Origin of the sequence: Lysinibacillus sp. NPDC097162, from assembly GCF_044762185.1 — a bacterium.
Lineage (GTDB): Bacteria > Bacillota > Bacilli > Bacillales_A > Planococcaceae > Lysinibacillus.
The window spans coordinates 936961-955427 of the sequence record NZ_JBIWDT010000001.1 but is presented as its reverse complement, the minus strand read 5'-3'; the positions used below and the strand labels follow the sequence as shown (position 1 = coordinate 955427).

Genomic DNA, 18467 nt, shown 5'->3' with positions numbered 1-18467 from the left:
GTTATTCCCCCTCCATCTCTACAATTAGATTGCCATATTTATCTATTTCAATAGATTGCTTGTCATTTATCACAACTGTAGATGTAGGACTTTCCACAATAGCAGGACCAGCAATAACATAGCCAGGTACTAACTTTTGTTGATCGTATACGTTAACCTCACCCCAGCCTGTTTCTTTGACGTATAACTTTCGTTTTGCTTTTATACATGTAGAAGCATCAATATGTGAGAAATCTAACTCCTTAAACTGGACCGCTTCATCTTTTCCATAAATCGTAAGATGTAAATTTACCAACTCTATTGAAGTCTCTGGTAAGTCAAAAGCAAACTCCTGTTTATGTTTGATATGGAAAGCTTCTGCTAATTGAGCTAGCTCTTTTTCATGAATCGAAATATTTGATGCATTTAATTTAACTGCATGCTCTTGACCTTTATAACGCAAATCATAATTAATCTCGAAATAATAATGTTCCTTCGATAAAGGTGCTTCCGCATAAGCATTTTCAATAGCCTCATCAATATTTTTTTGAATAGCTGTTAAATGATGATCATCAAAATTCATTAAGCTGGTTTGAATATAATCTTGTCGATATTCTGTCATCATCATCCCTAATGCTGAAAAGACCGATGAGCCATATGGAATAATAACTTTCTTCATGCCCAGTTCTTTAGCTAAATTAATCGCATGTAGTGGACCACCGCCACCAAAGGCAACCATTGTAAAATCCTCAGGGTCATAGCCTTTACGAATAGAAATGAGCTTTAGAGCATTTAGCATATTAGAATTGGCAATATCTAAAATTCCTTGTGCTGCTTCTTCTGCTGTCACATTAAACGGTTTCGCGATTGCATCAGTAAGTGCTTCCTCCACTTTGTCAATAGACACTGGATTATCGAAGTTTTCTAATGATAATCTACCTAAATAGACATTTGCATCTGTAATTGTTGGCTGCGTATTTCCTAAGCCATAAGCAACAGGTCCTGGATTTGCCCCAGCAGAATCTGGACCAACTTTTAAGGAGCCGAATTGATCGACACGAGCGATGGAACCACCACCATTTCCGATTTCAACAATATCTACAACAGGTGTTTTAATCGGATAGCCTGCAAATTTTTCATTTCTTTCAATATAGTAATCTGTTGTAACATTTACTTTTCCTTCAGTAATGAGTGAACATTTTGCTGTCGTTCCGCCAACATCAAATGCAATTATATTCGATTCATTTAAAAGCTCTCCTAGTTTTGCAGCACCAAACATACCCGCTACAGGTCCAGATTCAACTAGATTAATTGGCAATTCCATCGCTTTATCAAAGCTTGTCGTTCCTCCGTTTGATTGCATTATTTTCAAATGATCTGTTATACCAATCGAGCTTAATTTTTCTTTTAGGTTTTTTAAATAAGCATGTGCAATTGGTTTTACATATGAATTTAAAACAGTAGTATTTGTTCTTTCATATTCACGGTATTCTTTAATCGTTTCGCTTGAAAGTGTGATGTACACCTCTGGCCAAAGCTTTTCAATTTCTTCTTTTAGCTGTAATTCATGAATTGGGTTTTTATAGCCATGGATTAATGAAATAGCAATAGCCTCCACACCTAATTCCTTAAATTTCCTAACAATTGCTCCAACTTCATCGGTATTAAGCGCTTTCATAATATTTCCTTTAAAATCGATGCGCTCATCAATTTCTTGTCGTAAGTAACGCTCTACAAAAGGTTCTGGTTTTTTATATTTAAAATTATATAGGTCTGGACGATTACCACGAGCAATCTCTAATACATCACGGAAGCCTTTCGTTGTAATCAGCCCGACTACGCCCCCTTTTCTTTCCGTCAATGTATTAATAATGACCGTTGAACCATGAATAAATGATTCAATCAATGAATCTTCCGTAACGTGTCGCCCTAATACATTTAAAATACCGTCCTCAAAATGACCTGGAGTCGTATGTCCTTTGTCAAAATGAAGATTTCCCATCTCATCTGTGTAAACTAGGTCAGTAAATGTACCGCCGATATCTGTTGCAATTTTCAAGTCTTCATCCCTCCATGTTCCTATAATCGGAACACTGTTCCGATTAACAATTAAGTAAGATTATATTTAAAAGAAAAAGAAAATTCAATGTATTTTATAAATAAAAATTCATTTGACAATTAAATTTATAGCAAAAACCCGCTTGTTCTTACCATTTTTAGGTTTCTACTTATAAAAACAACCAAATATTACATTCCATAAATTCACTTTTATTAGTTATAAAAACAAAAAAACCCTGGTTATACACCAGAGCCTTAAACTACATAATTATAAAATACATATCCTAAACAGAGAACATAGAAGTAGTACGGCGATAGATAATTCATAAACGATATCTACTTTATCTTTTTTTAAAATATAAAAGCTGCCCTTTCTGACTAAAAAGGAGCAGCCTTTAATATTGTATATTATTTAGAATAAACCTACCGCATGTCCTTCACTATCGACATCCATACGTAAGGCAGCTGGCTGTTTTGGTAAACCAGGCATTGTCATAATATCACCTGTTAGACAAACTAAGAAGCCTGCACCAAGCTTTGGAATGACTTCACGAATCGTTACTGTGAATCCTTCTGGACGACCAAGTAACGTTGGTTGATCAGATAACGAATATTGCGTTTTTGCCATACAAATCGGCAGAACGTCCCAGCCGAATTTTTCGATTTGCACGATTTGCTTTTTCGCTTGGTCTGTAAATTGGACATCTTTCCCGCCATAGACCTTTTGTACAATTGTACGAACTTTTTCTTCAATCGATTCTGTTACATCGTATAAAGGAGAGAAGTTATTTTCTTCATTTAGGACTGATAATACTTGCTCTGCTAGGGCTAAACCACCTTTGCCTCCCTCTTCCCAGACATTTGTACGGGCAATGCGCACATCATTTTCTTGACACCAGTTTAGCACTGCTTCAAGTTCCGCTTCTGTATCCGTAATAAAACGGTTTAATGCGATAATTGGTTCAACACCGAATGTACGAATCGTTTCCACGTGTTTTGCTAAGTTTTCAATGCCTTGTAACAACGCAGGCACGTTTTCTCCAACAAGTGCTGTTTTTGCTACACCGCCATGCATTTTCAATGCACGAATTGTTGCCACAATCACTACGGCACTTGGTTTAAAGCCTGCTTTACGCGCTTTAATGTTCATAAACTTTTCAGCACCTAAATCTGAACCGAAGCCCGCCTCAGTTACAACGATATCCGCTAGCTTACGTGCTGTTTGTGTTGCCATAATCGAGTTACAGCCGTGTGCAATGTTTGCAAATGGACCGCCATGAATAATAGCAGGTGTCCCTTCCAATGTTTGCACTAAGTTTGGTTTGAATGCATCTTTTAATAGTAATGTGAGTGCGCCTTCTACTTGTAAATCACGCACAAATACCGGCTCACGATTATACGTATAACCGATGACGATGCTTGCTAAGCGCTCACGTAAATCGTCTATGCTTGTTGCTAAACAGAATACGGCCATTATTTCAGAGGCAACTGTAATATCAAAGCCATCCTCACGTGGCATTCCTTGCACAGGACCACCAAGACCGATAACCACTTTTCTTAGAGCACGGTCATTTAAGTCCATTACTCGTTTCCAAATGATACGGCGAGGATCAATGTTTAATGCATTACCTTGGTGGATATGATTATCTATAAAGGCTGATAACGCATTGTTAGCTGTTGTGATGGCATGCAAGTCGCCAGTGAAATGCAAGTTTATATCTTCCATTGGTACAACTTGAGCATATCCTCCACCTGTCGCGCCTCCTTTTACACCCATTACCGGGCCAAGGGATGGCTCACGCAATGCGACTACTACATTTTTCTTTAGTTGATGGAGTGCATCTGCCAACCCAACCGTTACTGTTGATTTTCCTTCACCAGCTGGAGTTGGACTTATCGCTGTCACTAACACGACCTTCGCATCCTCGCCCTGTGCTGTAATTTTTATAGGATCTATTTTTGCCTTGTAGCGGCCATATTGTTCTAGTGCATCTTCTGGAATACCTGCCGCTTTTGCTATATCTATAATAGGCTTCATAACCGCTTGACTAGCGATTTCTAAATCTGATAAAGGATGATTTCTCGTTGTCATTTGGCACCCTACTTTCTATATTATATAACTCCATTATAGACTTTATTGAGAAAGAAAACACAGTTAGTTACGCAATATTTCGACAATCAATTGACAACTGTAATCAATTCATGTATGTTCTAAGAGAAAATGCAATTTTTTCATTTTTTATCAATTATGCCACGTGTTAATTGATAGTATTTTACATTCGAGCGCATTGGAGGCGAATGCTTATGCAACAAGGAATCGTAAAGTGGTTCAATAACGAAAAAGGTTATGGCTTTATTGAATGTGATGATGGAGAAGATGTATTTGTACATTTTACGGGCATACAAGAGGAAGGCTTCCGTACACTTGAAGAAGGACAGAAGGTTTCATTTGATGTAGTGGAAGGCAATCGTGGTCCTCAAGCGTCAAATGTTGTGAAATTATAAGCGACAAGGAGCTGTTCATTTGATGAACAGCTCCTTCTTTGTTTTTTTGTAACTATGGGTTAAGCCAATAAAATGCTCCTGGAGAAATTAAAGTTTCCTTCGTCCGATCTGTATCTCTCAACGTAACACCGAATGGCCCTTCACATTTTCGACCAAGCATCATTTTTGTTGCGGCAGCTTCTTCGTAAAAATCTAAACGAATATTAGGCAAATGTAATGAAACAAATTCCGAGTGAACTTCAGGCTCTGATAATTGTAATACTTCTTGCCATATCTTTGCCGTTGCCCTCGCATCTTGGACATAAAACTGTACTGACTCCATCGAAATATTTTGTGTTGTTTTTAGTGCGCCACTTGCCTCTAATTGTGCGTAACGCTCCTCATCCCCATCAGCCCATTCTATAAAAAATGGAAAATCGATTACTTGCTCTTGTTTCCCGAAATGTAATAGTTTCCATTCAACAACTGATCCATCTGGTCGTGTTCGACTACAAGCATCTGGTCCATAAACTTCTAAGCCAAGCGCACGTAAACGCTGTGCCTCTTCTTCTATTTTTGTAGTGCGTAAAGCAATTCTAGAAAAACCATAGCGCTCATTGTCCTGTTTAAAAGTATAATGTAAGGAATACGGTAATTTCGCCGCTTCCTCAAATAGCGCATAATCATAAACCGCTATTTGTTCAATATAGCTTAACCCAAAATAGCTTAATGTGTTATACGTTCCCCACATTGTGTGCTGACCACCATTTACCGTATGGATATGACGTTTATTTAAAAAGACTTTCATATTTTCCGGTGATTGAACTTGATGAACGATATGATCAAAATACAAAGTCATTCTTCTTCCCCCTTTTTGTCCTTTCATTATATACTTTACCTGTTAGTTTTCTAGGTTTAAATTAAAATTAGGAATATTCAAATAATTAAAGATGTTTAATTGAATATTTGGAAGAGTAGAGATTAATCACAACTATAGATCGTTATGTATATTGTCATAAACTATTTGATTCACGATCACTTTTTAAATTATTAAAAATGCTTAGCATGAATGTTAAACCTGCAACTATTTCAATGAAATAGGAACTTATGACTTTACTAAACCATACACCGCCTATAGGTAAAGCTAATGGCAAAATTGTAGCGATTGGCAGAAATATTGAAATGAGAAAACACGGAGTGAACACGCAAATAAGTAAAGGCAAATTTATATTAATGGTCCATTTTTTTATAAAAAGAAGTGATAAATAGACACCCCACATAAAGAGAGTAATAAAATTAGTCCAAAAAACAGGAGCTATACTAAATGTTGAATCTGACATAACTTTAATTTCATTTTTAATCTCATAACTGATAATTGTTAATAAAAATAAACCTATAACCCAAAATAATTTCCATAAATAAGGTGACCATTTTTTCATAAAAACCTCCTCCTTAGCCTCTTAGAAGTTTAATTTATTATTATTAATACGTCCCAAAATTCAAATAGTTCCAAAATAGTCCATATATTATAATTATCTGCTTTTTAAAATGAACATCATCACATTTCGAATTGCTAATTTTTATCCTTTTGACTTTAGTAAGTCTTTTACACTACGAACAATTTACGTCCTCGCATCTTTACCCCCTCCTCGTTTCCTTAGGGGCAGCACGTAACTACAGAAAAGTTTCATACATAGGAAAAAGGGTAATTTATTAATAAATGAATTAAACAAAATCAGCTAGAGTTTATAAGGAGCGATTTCTGTAGTCAATTTTCTGACTTTTAGATGCTCCTTTTCATAGTCAAAAATATTGATATAACAGACATGCTTCATTTTGTTTTTTGTTATTGTGCCTTTTTTGGACAAACCAATTTTTTTAAGAAGAGCTAGCGGTCAGAAAGGATAAGAAAATGAAAAAATTTTTGTATGTAGGCCTAATTATCCTTAATTTTTGCCTATTTACCATGATGAAGGAAGTAGAGGCAAAGGAAAATCACGAAATGGATCGAAAGGTCATCCTTATCTCGTTTGACGGAATGAAAAATGACTATACTAAAAAATATGTGCAAGAGAATAAACTACCTCATATCAAGCAGCTGCTAGAAAATGGCGTAACTGCGGAAAAGCCTATTACGATTACCCCTTCTCTTACTGCGCCTTCCCATGCAGCAATTGCAACAGGGGCTACACCGAAACAAACTGGCATCGTAAGTAATCATTTTCATGAACCAAACACAGCTTTAGATAATGAAGAAAGCGGTTTTCAGGCAGAAATCGAAGTACCTCCTTTATGGGTAGAAGCTCGAAAACAAGGGAAAACAACGGCCACCATCGCTTTTCCTGGTGCTAATCCCAAAGTGGATAAACAAGGCGATTATTCAATATATTTTGGAGAAACTTGGTCTCCAAGTAAGTTGGAATCGTTAACCTTTAAGAAAACTACTGAATGGGTTCAATCCCCTAAAAGCTTCAGTTCTTTAAAGGAAGCGAAATTCTCCATTAAAATGAAAAATGAAAAAGATCGTCTCCTCCACATTTTGGCGATTGACTCAACGGATGATCAAACTGAAAACTATGACACGTTTATATTATCTGAAGATAAAAAAGTAGATTCGGAGGACGCTATTGTAAAAGGAAACATATGGGAGTCACTTCCAATCCAAATAAAAGATCATCAATCTGCGGGTTTTTGGTTCAAAATGAGAGTAGAAAACGAAGATCTTAGCAGTCCTGTAAAGTTATACCGTACAGCTGTAACTTCTAGTCGAATTAGTGGTCCTAAAGGATTTGCCGAAGATATTGAGAAGGAATTTGGATTTTATCCAGCACAAGATGATGATAGTGCCCTTGAGAAAGGATGGATTACGAGAAAGGAATATGAAGAGATTAGTAAACGACATATCATGTGGGTCACAAAAGTTTCGCTTTATGTAAAACAGCAATATAATCCTGATTTGCTCATGTTTTATACACCGCATATTGATCATGAACAACATAAGTATTTATTAATAGACCCTCGTCAGCCAGACTATTCAGATGAAAAGTCAAAAAAATATATGAGCTATATCGAGTGGGCGTACCAATTAGCAGACGAAGTAGTTGGTGAAACATTAAATTCCCTAAAAGACAATGATTATTTATTTGTCGTCTCAGATCACGGAATGGAACCTGCCCATTCTACTCTTTCGCCTAACAAAGTACTGCAAGATGCAGGGTTATTAGTGGTCGATCCACACGATAAAAATAAAATTAATTATGCACAATCAAAAGCATACGCCATTCCAAGTGGATCAGCAGCAAATGTATACATTAACCTGCAAAACCGTGAAAAAGGCGGAATTGTCCCTCAAGAAGAATATAATCATGTCCGTGACCAAATCATCCAAGCTTTTAAAGAGGTCGAAGTCACATATAACAAAGGAGCAATGATTCGATATGAAATGAAAAAAATGAAGTCTGCCATACAAACGGACAATTATTCGTTCGCTACTGTTCAACAGCATGTCAAAAATATTTGGAGCCATCTGTTAGAACCAAGAGTCCATCCTTATGAAAGTGTATTGAAAAATGAAAATATAACGCTTTTGGAACATCAAAATGCAGGCGATGTCGTATTAATTGGTGCACCTGGTTATGTTATTGGTAGCGACATTGAAGAAAATATAACGCCTCCGATTGAATTAGGGACACATGGAGGAGATGCAAACAGAAGCATGCTTAGACCTATTTTTATCGCGACTGGAGCAGAATTTTCAAAAGGGAAAGAAATTAAAACCACATCTAATTTAGATATAGCACCGACGATTTACGATTTACTAGGGTTAGAAATACCTTCATTTGTAGAAGGTGAAATCATTGAAGATATATATAGATAATAAAATGAAGGAACTCGGGGAGTGAATCATACAATTCGTTTAATTTCCGCTACGTGCGGACGCTTTCCGCGAGCACAACGTAAGCCGCAACCCTCACTAATGTGCGGTTTATTGCGGCTTACATATCGTGCTTTCCCACCACATAGACAAGTTATTCTTGCTAAAATAGCATCATGTCCTTAATTTGTAAGTAATGTTCCTGCATAAATTGCGTTCGTTCTTACGCCTGGTTTAATTTCTCCATTAATAGAGTAAATATTTTTATCCATTAACACTAAGCCCTCTCCACAAGGTGCATCAAATGGAACTTTTCCTACAGAGCGCCAAGTATCCTTTTGCGCATTATAGATTAGTACATCTTTATTCCAATTAAACTCATAAGGATCAGCAGTAAAGTATTTTGTTCTAAATGCCAATAATTCTTCATCTTTTAATGATCCTAAATTTTTAACAGCATTATCATATACTGCTTTATTAAAGCCGCCGATCACCAACATTTCATTTTTATTTAATTTGACCGAATTTGCGCCAAGTAAAGAAATTTCTTTCCCATTTACTTTTACAGAAGAAACTTTTGACCATTGGTTTTTCTCGATATTGTATTTGTAGCCATCTGTATAAGCAATCGATCCTCCACCACTAAATACATAGAGATTTCCATCTAATATTTGAGCTACGCTTTGATTTCTAACACTTTCTCCTGGTATTGAAGCTAGCTCTCTAGTTTTGGATGTTTTTAGATCGTACTCGTATAACTTATTGCTTTCTTTTGCATTTTGCTTACCTAGCCCAATATACAATTTCCCATCTTTCTCAGCAGCTATTCCATCACTAATAGTAAATGGAAGATCTCCTACTTTTTCTACTTTCAATTTTTTATTTTTATCAATCGTTAGTAAAGTAATATCGTCTGCATATTCTTTGTCAGGACTGCCACCAATATAATAGATTCCTTTTTCTGTCGTTACGGAAGATCCATAGCCAATTTCATGGTTAAGATTCGTATGTTCCACCAATGTTAATTGATCTTTCTCTTTTTTATAAACATATATATCTGAGTAATGTTGCTTTGCGCCTCCATTTAGTACTGTATCATAAGGGAAATTCGCGCCGCCTCCTACAATTAAATAATCTTTATATGAGCCAGATAACACGCCAGCTGTCCCAATATTCTTTTCAAATCCTTTTTGTGCCTCAAGTTCTCCTGCATGTTCCCATGTTATTCTTTCCACTGAATCTCCGCCTTTAGAAGCTTCTACTTTACTTCCAATACCTACGCCCAAAACCAACATTGATGTCATAGCTGCTACCAAAAATTTTTTCATAATTTCTCCTCCTCCTAATATGGAAATTACATCAAATTTCTTTTTATAGATAATGACAAAATATCTCCAATCACCTCCTTTGGGGATTGCATTTATTTCTAGATCACCTTATTGAAATTCTTAATATTCCGAATATTTAATTGTTAAAAAAATCTTTACTTTGTTTTTTAAAGGAAAACTAAAAGAGAAATGAGGTAGAATTGACAACCTTAGTGGTATATAGTCTGCGCTGGAAGTCGCAAAAGCAAGTTTATCAATAATTCGTTTAAGAACGCGCCAATTTTCAAAACTATTAAATGACTAGTTTCAAGAAAGTTTTCGCGTTCTTTGTTAATCGTTCCCTTTGTCTATTCCCCTATATATAGTCTGCTAGGGTATATTAACAAAGAGATTTACAATACAATTATTTATCTCTAGCTTTTAAAGCTCATAGCTAAAAACGATTAGATGATAAATAATGCTAGTCCTCCATCAGGCTTTCTTTTTGATAAGATAAAATCCCTCGGCAAAATGTCATCTGCACATCATAATCATTGTTTAACACAACTAAATCTGCATCCATGCCAGCTTTAATAATTCCTTTTCGATCACTTAAATTTAACTGTTTTGCAGGATTCGTTGATGTCATTTTAATAACATCCTCGAGCGTACAGTCATCACAATATTTCAGCATTTTTTTTAGCGCATCACTTAGTTTTAAAACACTGCCTGCTAATGTGCCATTCTCTAATACAGCCATTCCATCTTTCACAATGACCTTTTGACCGCCTAAATCGTAGTTGCCATTTTTTAAGCATTTTGCCCGCATGGAATCTGTAATTAAAATTAGTTTTTCGCTTTTTTTGTTTTGATAAGCTAACTGAATCATTGCTGGACATACATGAATGCCATCAACAATTAACTCTGCATATAATTCTTCAAGAAGCAAAGCAGCGCCCACAACACCAGGCTCTCGATGATGCAATCCTTTCATCTGATTAAACAAATGAGTAACTTGCGTAGCGCCAGCCCCTATTGCCTTTTTTACATCTGCAAATGTCGCATCAGAATGACCAATTGAAATGACAATTTCATTTTCTTTAAGATAGCGAATGAATTCCAATCCGCCCTTTTGCTCAGGAGCCAACGTAACCAGTTTAATTGTTCCTTCAGCAAGTTCTTGCCACTTTTCAAAAAGTGGGATTTCCGGCTGGATGATAAAATCAACTGGTTGTGCTCCTGCCATGCTAGGATTAACAAAGGGCCCTTCAAGATGAACGCCAAGCACCTCAGACTGTCCTGGTTTTTGATAACTTTTTATAAAGCTCGCTGCATTTTTCAATGCTTTTGAAATATTCTCATCAGATTGGGTCATAGTAGTTGCTAGAAAGCTTGTAGTACCTTCCTGTGGTAATGCTCGGACAATTGTTGCAAAAGATGCGATTTCTGCATCCATTACATCAGCCCCAGACGTCCCGTGCGTGTGAATATCAATCATGCCAGGTATTACTGATTGTCCTTGTAAGTCGATAACATAGAATTGATCATCTGCTTTATAGTTGGTCATCCAGCCTGTTTCTTGAATTTTCATTCCATCAATTTTAATAAATCCATCGGAAATAATCTGATTTTCTGCATAAATTTTTGCATTGATTAAAACAATTGATTGATCCATTCTATCTTACCTCTCAATTCATTTAGCTTAGCCATTCCACATATTACGAGCTTTCAGCAACCTCAAGTCTCCCTCTAAAACATCTTTTCAATAACTGCTTGAGCAGTTAGTTCTTTGTTATGAACAGATTCTTTGTTCGTTTTTTTGAAGTATTCAAGATAAAGTAAATCTAAAAGATAAAGCTGTGATATTTTTGCAGATAAACTGCCCCCTTGAAGTGGGCCTTCATTTGCACCACAAAGCAGTGTAATATCTGCGAAACTTGTCAAAGGAGATTTTGCAAATCTCGTTATCGAAATAATTTTTGCGCCTCTTTCTTTTGCTACTTTTGCTACTTCAATCGTATCTTTCGTTGAACCTGAATAGGATATTAGAACAGCTACATCTTGCTCACTCATTAAAGCAGCAGACATAATTTGAAGATGAGAATCCACTGAGCACTCAGTTTTATTGGTAATTCTCATAAATTTATTTTTTGCTTCCATTGCTGTCATTAAGGAAGAACCTACGCCGAAAAAGTGTATTCTTTGAGCATTTATCATGCACTCGACAGCGTGCGCAATATCGCTTTCCGATAGTAGATTATAGGTTTCAGTCAGCGCATGAACATTGGACGATAAAACCTTTGACGATAATTCTGCAATCGTATCCTGCATCGTAATCGCACTGGAAAGTTGCGGGGTTTCATTATCTAGCGTAATGCTATGTGCAAGCATAATTTTAAACTCTTGATACCCTTTAAGATCCATCGTTTTACAGAATCGAAACACGCTTGACTCGCCTACGTTACATTCGTCAGCTAAATCAGTAATTGACATGTAAATGACATCTTTTATATTTTCGAGAATATAATCTGCTACCTTTTTTTCCGTGTTAGTAAATGAGTTGTATCTCGAATGAATAAGTGAAAATATATCTTGATTTCCCATAATAGTACTCCTTCTATTAATCGCCTCTTAAATGAAGTGATACTGCGCCAAGAATGCCAGCTTTATTTCCAAGTGAGGCTTTCATGATTTTTACATCCGAGAAACTCTCCATCGTTAACAATTTAACTTTATCCGCTATATTGTTGACGAGATTTTCTTGCTCCATTACACCACCACCTATAATAATCGCTTGTGGATTAAAAATGTGAATGAAGGAAGCTAACCCAAATGCTACTTCTAAAATCCAATCCTGAAGAACTTTTTCTAAACTTTTATCTCCTTGAAGCATTCTTTCGAAAATGACTCTACCATTTATAAAGTCAGCGTTTACTTCCTGTGCTCTTTTTATTAAAGAGGTTGTAGATGCATACGATTCATAGCATCCATTCTTACCACAGTTACAATTTTCACCGAATGGATGGGTAATAACATGCCCAAATTCTGCTGCCAATCCATTATGACCTTTATATATTTTAGAGTCTATTATTATGGCACCCCCAATACCCGTACCATATGTTATACAAAGAAAATCTTTATAGTTCTTTGCAGCACCAAAATACTTTTCTCCTAATGCAGCTGCGTTGACATCATTTTCAACTTTAACAGGAACTTTAAATTGTTTTTCAAGGATAGCCTTTAGTTGAGTACCAGTATAATTTGGAATATTATCATTAGCATAAATTATAGATCCATCTGTACTATTTACCTGTCCTGCTGAGCTAATACCTATTGCATGAAAGCCCTGATACTCATTTATTATCTTAATTAGTTTTTCAACTAAATACTTTCCACCTTTTTTACTTTCTGTATCATATTCTTTAAATACTTCTATTTGCCCATTTTCATCAGACATGCCAACTTTTATCGATGTACCGCCAATATCAGCTGCTAATATCTTCACTTCAATCATCCCTTTAGCCTGACTATCTAATTTACTTTATACTGATTGAATCGCACTAACAAATCTTTTAGTAATTTCCATCGGTCTTGTAATAGCAGTACCAACAACTGCTGTATGAACGCCAAGATCAAAAACGCGCTTTAGTTCGTCGGGAGTCCAAATGCCGCCTTCAGCAATGACAGGAATAGGGAAACTTTGGATTAGTCTTTTAATCAACTCTAAATCGGGTAATTTTTTATCATTTGTATATTCTGTATAACCGCTCAATGTTGTACCTAAGCAATCAAACCCTAATTCATACGCCTCTTTAGCCTCTTCATAAGTAGAGCAATCCGCCATAAAAATCTGATCTTTATACTTCTGTCTAATTTCAGGGAATATTTCACTTATTGTAGTGCCGTCAGGTCTAAGTCTTTTTGTGGCATCAAGAGCGATAATATCTACCCCCTCCTTGTAAAGCAATTCGACCTCTTTAGCAGTCGGTGTAATACACACATCCGATTCGTCAGATGACTTTTTAATAATGCCAATAATGGGTAGGTCAACCATACTCTTTATTTCTCTAATATCTTCAATACTATTTGCTCTAATTCCCTTAGCCCCTCCAAGCATCGCTGCATAAGCCATTTTCCCCATAATAAAAGAGCTGTGTAGAGGTTCTTCTGGAAGTGCCTGACATGAAACAATCAGTTGTCTTTTAATATTTTCAAAAACTTTCTGTTTTTTATTCATTTGCATACATCTCCATGGATAATCATATTACTTATCTGCCCCAATCGTAATTCCTTTTGTAAAATACTTCTGGAAGAAAATAAATATTAGTAGCATAGGAATTGCTGCTACAGTAGCACCCGCCATCTTATAAGCAAAGTTTGGATTTAAGTCTTGCATTAAGGTTGCAATACCTACCATTAGTGTTTTTGAGTTAACATCTTGGCCTACAACGAGTTGCCATAAGTAATCATTCCAAACCTGAACAAAATTAAGAATAAATAACGCACCAATACCCGGTTTAACTAGTGGCAGCATGATTTTATAAAATATACGAAATTCGCTGGCACCATCGATTTTTGCGGCTTCTCTTAAAGAATCAGGAATTGTATCAAAAAATCCTTTTAGTAAAAAAACGCCAAATGCTGTTGCTACATTAGGCCAAATCATACCACTTAACGTATTTACCATATTTAAGTCTTGAATAATTCTAAACAGTGGAACAATCATAACTTCTTTTGGAATCATTAAACTTGAAATAAAAATAATGAAAATAACATTTTTCCCTTTAAATTTCAGCTGTGAAAATGCATAAGCTGCAAGGGAACTAACAACAATTAATGCAAATGTAGACATCAGCGCTACAAATAAACTATTATACGTCCACGTTAGAGCAGGCTGATTATTAAACACATCCACATAGTTACTAAAGTTTAAGCTTTTAGGAAACCAATCTGGTGGCATCTTCACAACATCAGCACTGTTCTTTAAAGAACTCGTCACAAGCCAATATAATGGGAAAAGACTTAAAACAGCGAAAAATATAACAATGCAGTTTGTTATAATTTCTATTTTTTCTCTTTTCCTCTTGTTCTTATTTCTTAACATACTCATTCACCTCTAATCCTTCTTAAACATAGCTCTTAGCTGTGGAGTAGATAACACTAATGTTATGAGGAACATAATTACACCTACTGCAGAAGCAATACCAAGCTGATTATACTTAAATGCATTATTATATAAGTAATACATAAGTGTCGTAGAGGCGTTGTTTGGACCCCCACCTGTTAATAGCTGTATTACGACAAATATTTTGAGTACAGCAATAATGTTCATAATAATAATGTAAATCGTTGTTGGTTTTACCATTGGGATAATAATCTTAAATATTATTTTCATTCGGCTTGCACCATCGACTTCTGCTGCTTCAAAAAGTTCCTTTTGCACTCCAATCATTGAGGCAATGTAAAGAATGATTGCCTGCCCTACATTTGTCGCAAAGGTTACGAAAATAATTACAGGCAGTACCCAATGTGTATCCCCTAAAAAATTGACTGAGGTTTCCATTTTTCTCGCTAAAAATGGTATAAGTCCATTTGCTGGATTTAGCAAAAAACTCCAAATCATACTCATAACAACCATCGAAACCATGACCGGAATATAATATGCTCCTTGTATGAAGGACACATATTTTGCATTTTTATCAAAAACAGTAGAGGCAACAAACAGAGCGAAAATTACTGTTAATGCCACAATGAAAACAACAAAAATAATGGTGTTGATTGTAGATTGCACGAAAACAGGATCACTAAATAATTTTCGATAGTTTTCAAACCCAACAAATATTTCATTCTGATAGTTAATCTTAAATAAACTTAAACGAATCCCTTCAATGATAGGGTAAACTAAAAATACTAAAAAAAGTAATATTTGAGGTCCAATAAACAAGTATCCTGTCATATTTTCTTTAAAAGATTTTTTATTGATTTTCATCGGTATCATTTACCTTTCTACAATTTAAGCCCCAAAATAAAGGGGCTTAAATTGTTGTAAAGTTATATACGCGCAGAGCTATTTATTATAAATTACAGAGTCTACTTTCGATTCCTCTATAACTTTATTACCATTCGTTTGGTAATTTTTCACAGCCTCATCTGCCGTTTTACCACCAGTATATAAAGCTTGTAATTCTGGATATAAAACTTGTCTTAATTGGCTGTATCCAGGTACATTTCCAGTGAAATTAAACATGTACGGATCATTAGCAGAATACGCCTCAAAGTAAGGTTTTTCTGATTTAAACTCATCAGCAACAGTTGTTCTAACTGGTACGCCATTTTTAGATGCCTTCACAAGTTCAGGATCTGTAGAAATAAATTTCACGAAATCCTTACTAATTTTAATTCTTGTTTCGTCTTTTGTATCAAAAACGGCTGCACCTGTTACATAAGTAAATGTTAATGGGTCCCCGCTCTCAGAAGGAATATTAGCCAGTCTTATATCAAACTTAGGCGCTTTTCCACTTTCCATATCAGCCATTGCATTATTGAATAAAATTGCGTTTGTAAAACTAATTGCAAGCTGTTGATTTTGGAACATCGCGTTCACATCGTTTGAAGAAACGGATTCTGCACCTGGGTTTGTTAAGCCCTCATCATAAATTTTCTTTAACCAATTTGCAGCTTTCACACCACTTGCGTCATCAATGATTAAATTTCCATTGTTATCAAAGAACTTATTGCCAAACATTCTTAAATAAGCAAGATTCCAAGTATCACCTTGATTATTTAGCGCGTATAATCCCATTGGATACGCATTTGAATATTTATCTTTCGGTAAATCTGTTTTTAACTTGTTTAGAATTTTTTCATAGTCAGCTAGAGTCCAAGTTTTGATTTCATGCTCTCCACCAATATACTCATCTAGTCCAGCAGCTTTAAACATATCTGCGTTGTAAGTTAAAGTACCTGGGTTATGTGAGAATGGGAAGAAGTACACATCATCACCAAATGTCACGCTATCCCAATAACCTTGTGCAATATCTTTTTTCGATTCATCATCAACGATATCATTTAACGGTTCTAAAGCACCTCTATGAGCATAGTCGCCCATTGCAAACACACTTTCAAAAAATACATCTGGAGGTGTTCCACCATTAAGACTTACGTTTAATAGCTCATCACGTTGATCACCTGCAATAACTTCTACATTAACCTTTACTTTGTGGTCCTTATACTCAGCAGCAAATCGCTCCCCTGCATGTTTGAAAAAGCTATCATAATCTGCTCCATCTTCAGAAGAATCCAAAACACCTTTCCACTGTGGAGTTAACCAAACTTTTAGTTCTACCTCATCAGAAGAACTAGATTTAGAACTATCTGTAGAATTACTTGTACAACCTGCTAGCACTGAGAGTACAAACAAAATTGCTATTGCGGTTGTTAGATAACGCCTTTTAAACATAAACTACTCCCCCTTAATAATTTAATTTACAAATTAAAATTACCTTTATGAAAGACAAGCCATGTAATAGGCTTGTGTCCTCCCTCCTAATGCGCAACAATACCCGCATTCCTTTGAGAAATTCAAAACTTTGAATCTCTTATTAGCTACTCTTTGTACTTTAATATTGTTTGATCGATTAACGCCTTAATGCCTGCTACTTTATTTAAATCCTCACCAGATACTGGCTCTAATGGGCCTCTGACACTGCCAATTGTAACCCCATTTAATTTTAAAACTTCTTTAATCGTCGAATACATGGAACCATTTAATGAACATAAAGCAACGATAATATCATTAATATCATGCTGAATTTTTCTCGCATTTGCGAAATCCCCATTTGATACAAATTCCTCTGCCTTGATAAAAAGTTCCGGCATCGCGCCATATGTTCCACCAATCCCACTATCTGCACCAATTACTCTGCCTGAAACATATTGTTCATCAGGTCCATTAAATACAATAAAATCTTCACCTGCAGTAGACTTAAATCTTTCAATATCCATAACTGGCATCGAAGAATTTTTTACGCCTATCACTTTCTTATTTTCTAATAATTTCTTAAATAGATTAATTGAAAGATCAAACCCTGTTGTTTGCGGGATATTGTAAATAATAAATGGCATATTCGTTGCATCCATAATTTCAGTCCAGTATTTATAAACTGAACTTTCTGAAAACTTAAAGTAAATAGGTGGAATAGCAGAGACAGCATCATAGCCTAACTCCTCAGCATATTTTGCTAAAATCACACTATCCCTTGTCGATGGTGCCCCAACATGAGCAATTAACGTGAGCTTCCCTTTTACATGTTCTGCCACATATTTTAGTGTTGCTTTTCTTTCTTCAAGGTTGTGATAAATACATTCCCCTGAACTGCCACCAACATAAAGCCCTTTAACGCCTTTGTTGAATAAATAGTCGCAAAGTTCTTTTGTGCGGTTCTCAGATATTTCTCCTTGATCATCATAACAAGCATAAAAAGCAGGAATGATACCTTTATATTTTTCTAAATTCAACTTTGAACACCACCTAATTAATTTTAATAAAACCTTATGTGACATAACATCACGAAAAAATTACTGTACTTCGTAAGCAATGCATGACCTTAATCTAAACCACCAACTGTTAACGCTTACAATTAATATTATAACAATTCAAAATAAAATGTAAATAATTTTCTTTATTTTTTTATTTTTTGGAGAAAAATTTCACCTTTTGTATGCATAAAAAAAGAATTACCTTATAATTGCTACTTTAAATAACA

15 protein-coding genes are annotated in these 18467 nt (G+C 35.5%); 2 read left to right on the top strand and 13 right to left on the bottom strand.

Features of this window, described 5'->3' with window-relative positions; translation table 11 throughout:
- Position 1: 1 nt before the first annotated feature.
- A complete protein-coding gene (locus tag ACIQXW_RS04640; protein ID WP_402760138.1) occupies positions 2-2038 on the bottom strand; it encodes a hydantoinase/oxoprolinase family protein in 2037 nt (678 codons plus the stop codon).
- Between the two features lie 411 nt (positions 2039-2449).
- Entirely contained in the window at positions 2450-4129 is a 1680-nt protein-coding gene (locus ACIQXW_RS04635; protein WP_402760136.1) for a formate--tetrahydrofolate ligase, read from the bottom strand.
- A 212-nt stretch (positions 4130-4341) separates the two neighbouring features.
- Here ACIQXW_RS04635 and ACIQXW_RS04630 point away from each other — a divergent pair, with 212 nt between their 5' ends.
- A complete protein-coding gene (locus tag ACIQXW_RS04630) occupies positions 4342-4542 on the top strand; it encodes a cold-shock protein (RefSeq protein WP_004269397.1) in 201 nt (66 codons plus the stop codon).
- Between the two features lie 52 nt (positions 4543-4594).
- On the opposite strand, the gene ACIQXW_RS04625 is transcribed toward ACIQXW_RS04630, so the two are convergent.
- Positions 4595-5380 (bottom strand): VOC family protein, encoded by a 786-nt coding sequence (locus ACIQXW_RS04625; protein ID WP_340824890.1) that lies wholly within the window; start codon positions 5378-5380, stop codon positions 4595-4597.
- 154 nt (positions 5381-5534) lie between these two features.
- Positions 5535-5960, bottom strand: a complete 426-nt coding sequence (locus tag ACIQXW_RS04620; protein ID WP_340824891.1) for a hypothetical protein — start codon at positions 5958-5960, stop codon at positions 5535-5537.
- Between the two features lie 473 nt (positions 5961-6433).
- Here ACIQXW_RS04620 and ACIQXW_RS04615 point away from each other — a divergent pair, with 473 nt between their 5' ends.
- Complete coding sequence (locus ACIQXW_RS04615; RefSeq protein ID WP_402760134.1) at positions 6434-8398, top strand: alkaline phosphatase family protein; 1965 nt, start codon at positions 6434-6436, stop codon at positions 8396-8398.
- Positions 8399-8577: 179 nt separating this feature from the next.
- Here ACIQXW_RS04615 and ACIQXW_RS04610 read toward each other — a convergent pair whose 3' ends face one another.
- From ACIQXW_RS04610 to ACIQXW_RS04570, 9 genes are all read right to left on the bottom strand, one after another.
- Positions 8578-9723: a cyclically-permuted mutarotase family protein gene (locus ACIQXW_RS04610; protein ID WP_401018526.1), complete on the bottom strand. Its 1146-nt coding sequence runs from the start codon at positions 9721-9723 to the stop codon at positions 8578-8580.
- A gap of 460 nt (positions 9724-10183) precedes the next feature.
- A complete protein-coding gene (gene nagA / locus ACIQXW_RS04605; protein ID WP_402760132.1) occupies positions 10184-11377 on the bottom strand; it encodes an N-acetylglucosamine-6-phosphate deacetylase in 1194 nt (397 codons plus the stop codon).
- 74 nt (positions 11378-11451) lie between these two features.
- Positions 11452-12306, bottom strand: a complete 855-nt coding sequence (locus tag ACIQXW_RS04600) for a MurR/RpiR family transcriptional regulator (protein WP_402760130.1) — start codon at positions 12304-12306, stop codon at positions 11452-11454.
- A gap of 16 nt (positions 12307-12322) precedes the next feature.
- Positions 12323-13207 (bottom strand): ROK family protein, encoded by an 885-nt coding sequence (locus ACIQXW_RS04595; protein WP_402760128.1) that lies wholly within the window; start codon positions 13205-13207, stop codon positions 12323-12325.
- Between the two features lie 36 nt (positions 13208-13243).
- On the bottom strand, positions 13244-13939 hold the full coding sequence (locus tag ACIQXW_RS04590) for an N-acetylmannosamine-6-phosphate 2-epimerase (protein WP_340824900.1): 696 nt from the start codon (positions 13937-13939) through the stop codon (positions 13244-13246).
- A 27-nt stretch (positions 13940-13966) separates the two neighbouring features.
- Positions 13967-14806, bottom strand: coding sequence for a carbohydrate ABC transporter permease (locus ACIQXW_RS04585; RefSeq protein WP_340824901.1), 840 nt, complete (start codon positions 14804-14806; stop codon positions 13967-13969).
- A gap of 12 nt (positions 14807-14818) precedes the next feature.
- Positions 14819-15691 (bottom strand): carbohydrate ABC transporter permease, encoded by an 873-nt coding sequence (locus ACIQXW_RS04580; protein ID WP_340824902.1) that lies wholly within the window; start codon positions 15689-15691, stop codon positions 14819-14821.
- Positions 15692-15769: 78 nt separating this feature from the next.
- On the bottom strand, positions 15770-17161 hold the full coding sequence (locus ACIQXW_RS04575) for an ABC transporter substrate-binding protein (RefSeq protein WP_402760125.1): 1392 nt from the start codon (positions 17159-17161) through the stop codon (positions 15770-15772).
- Positions 17162-17307: 146 nt separating this feature from the next.
- Complete coding sequence (locus ACIQXW_RS04570) at positions 17308-18219, bottom strand: dihydrodipicolinate synthase family protein (RefSeq protein WP_402760123.1); 912 nt, start codon at positions 18217-18219, stop codon at positions 17308-17310.
- Between the last annotated feature and the right edge of the window lie 248 nt (positions 18220-18467).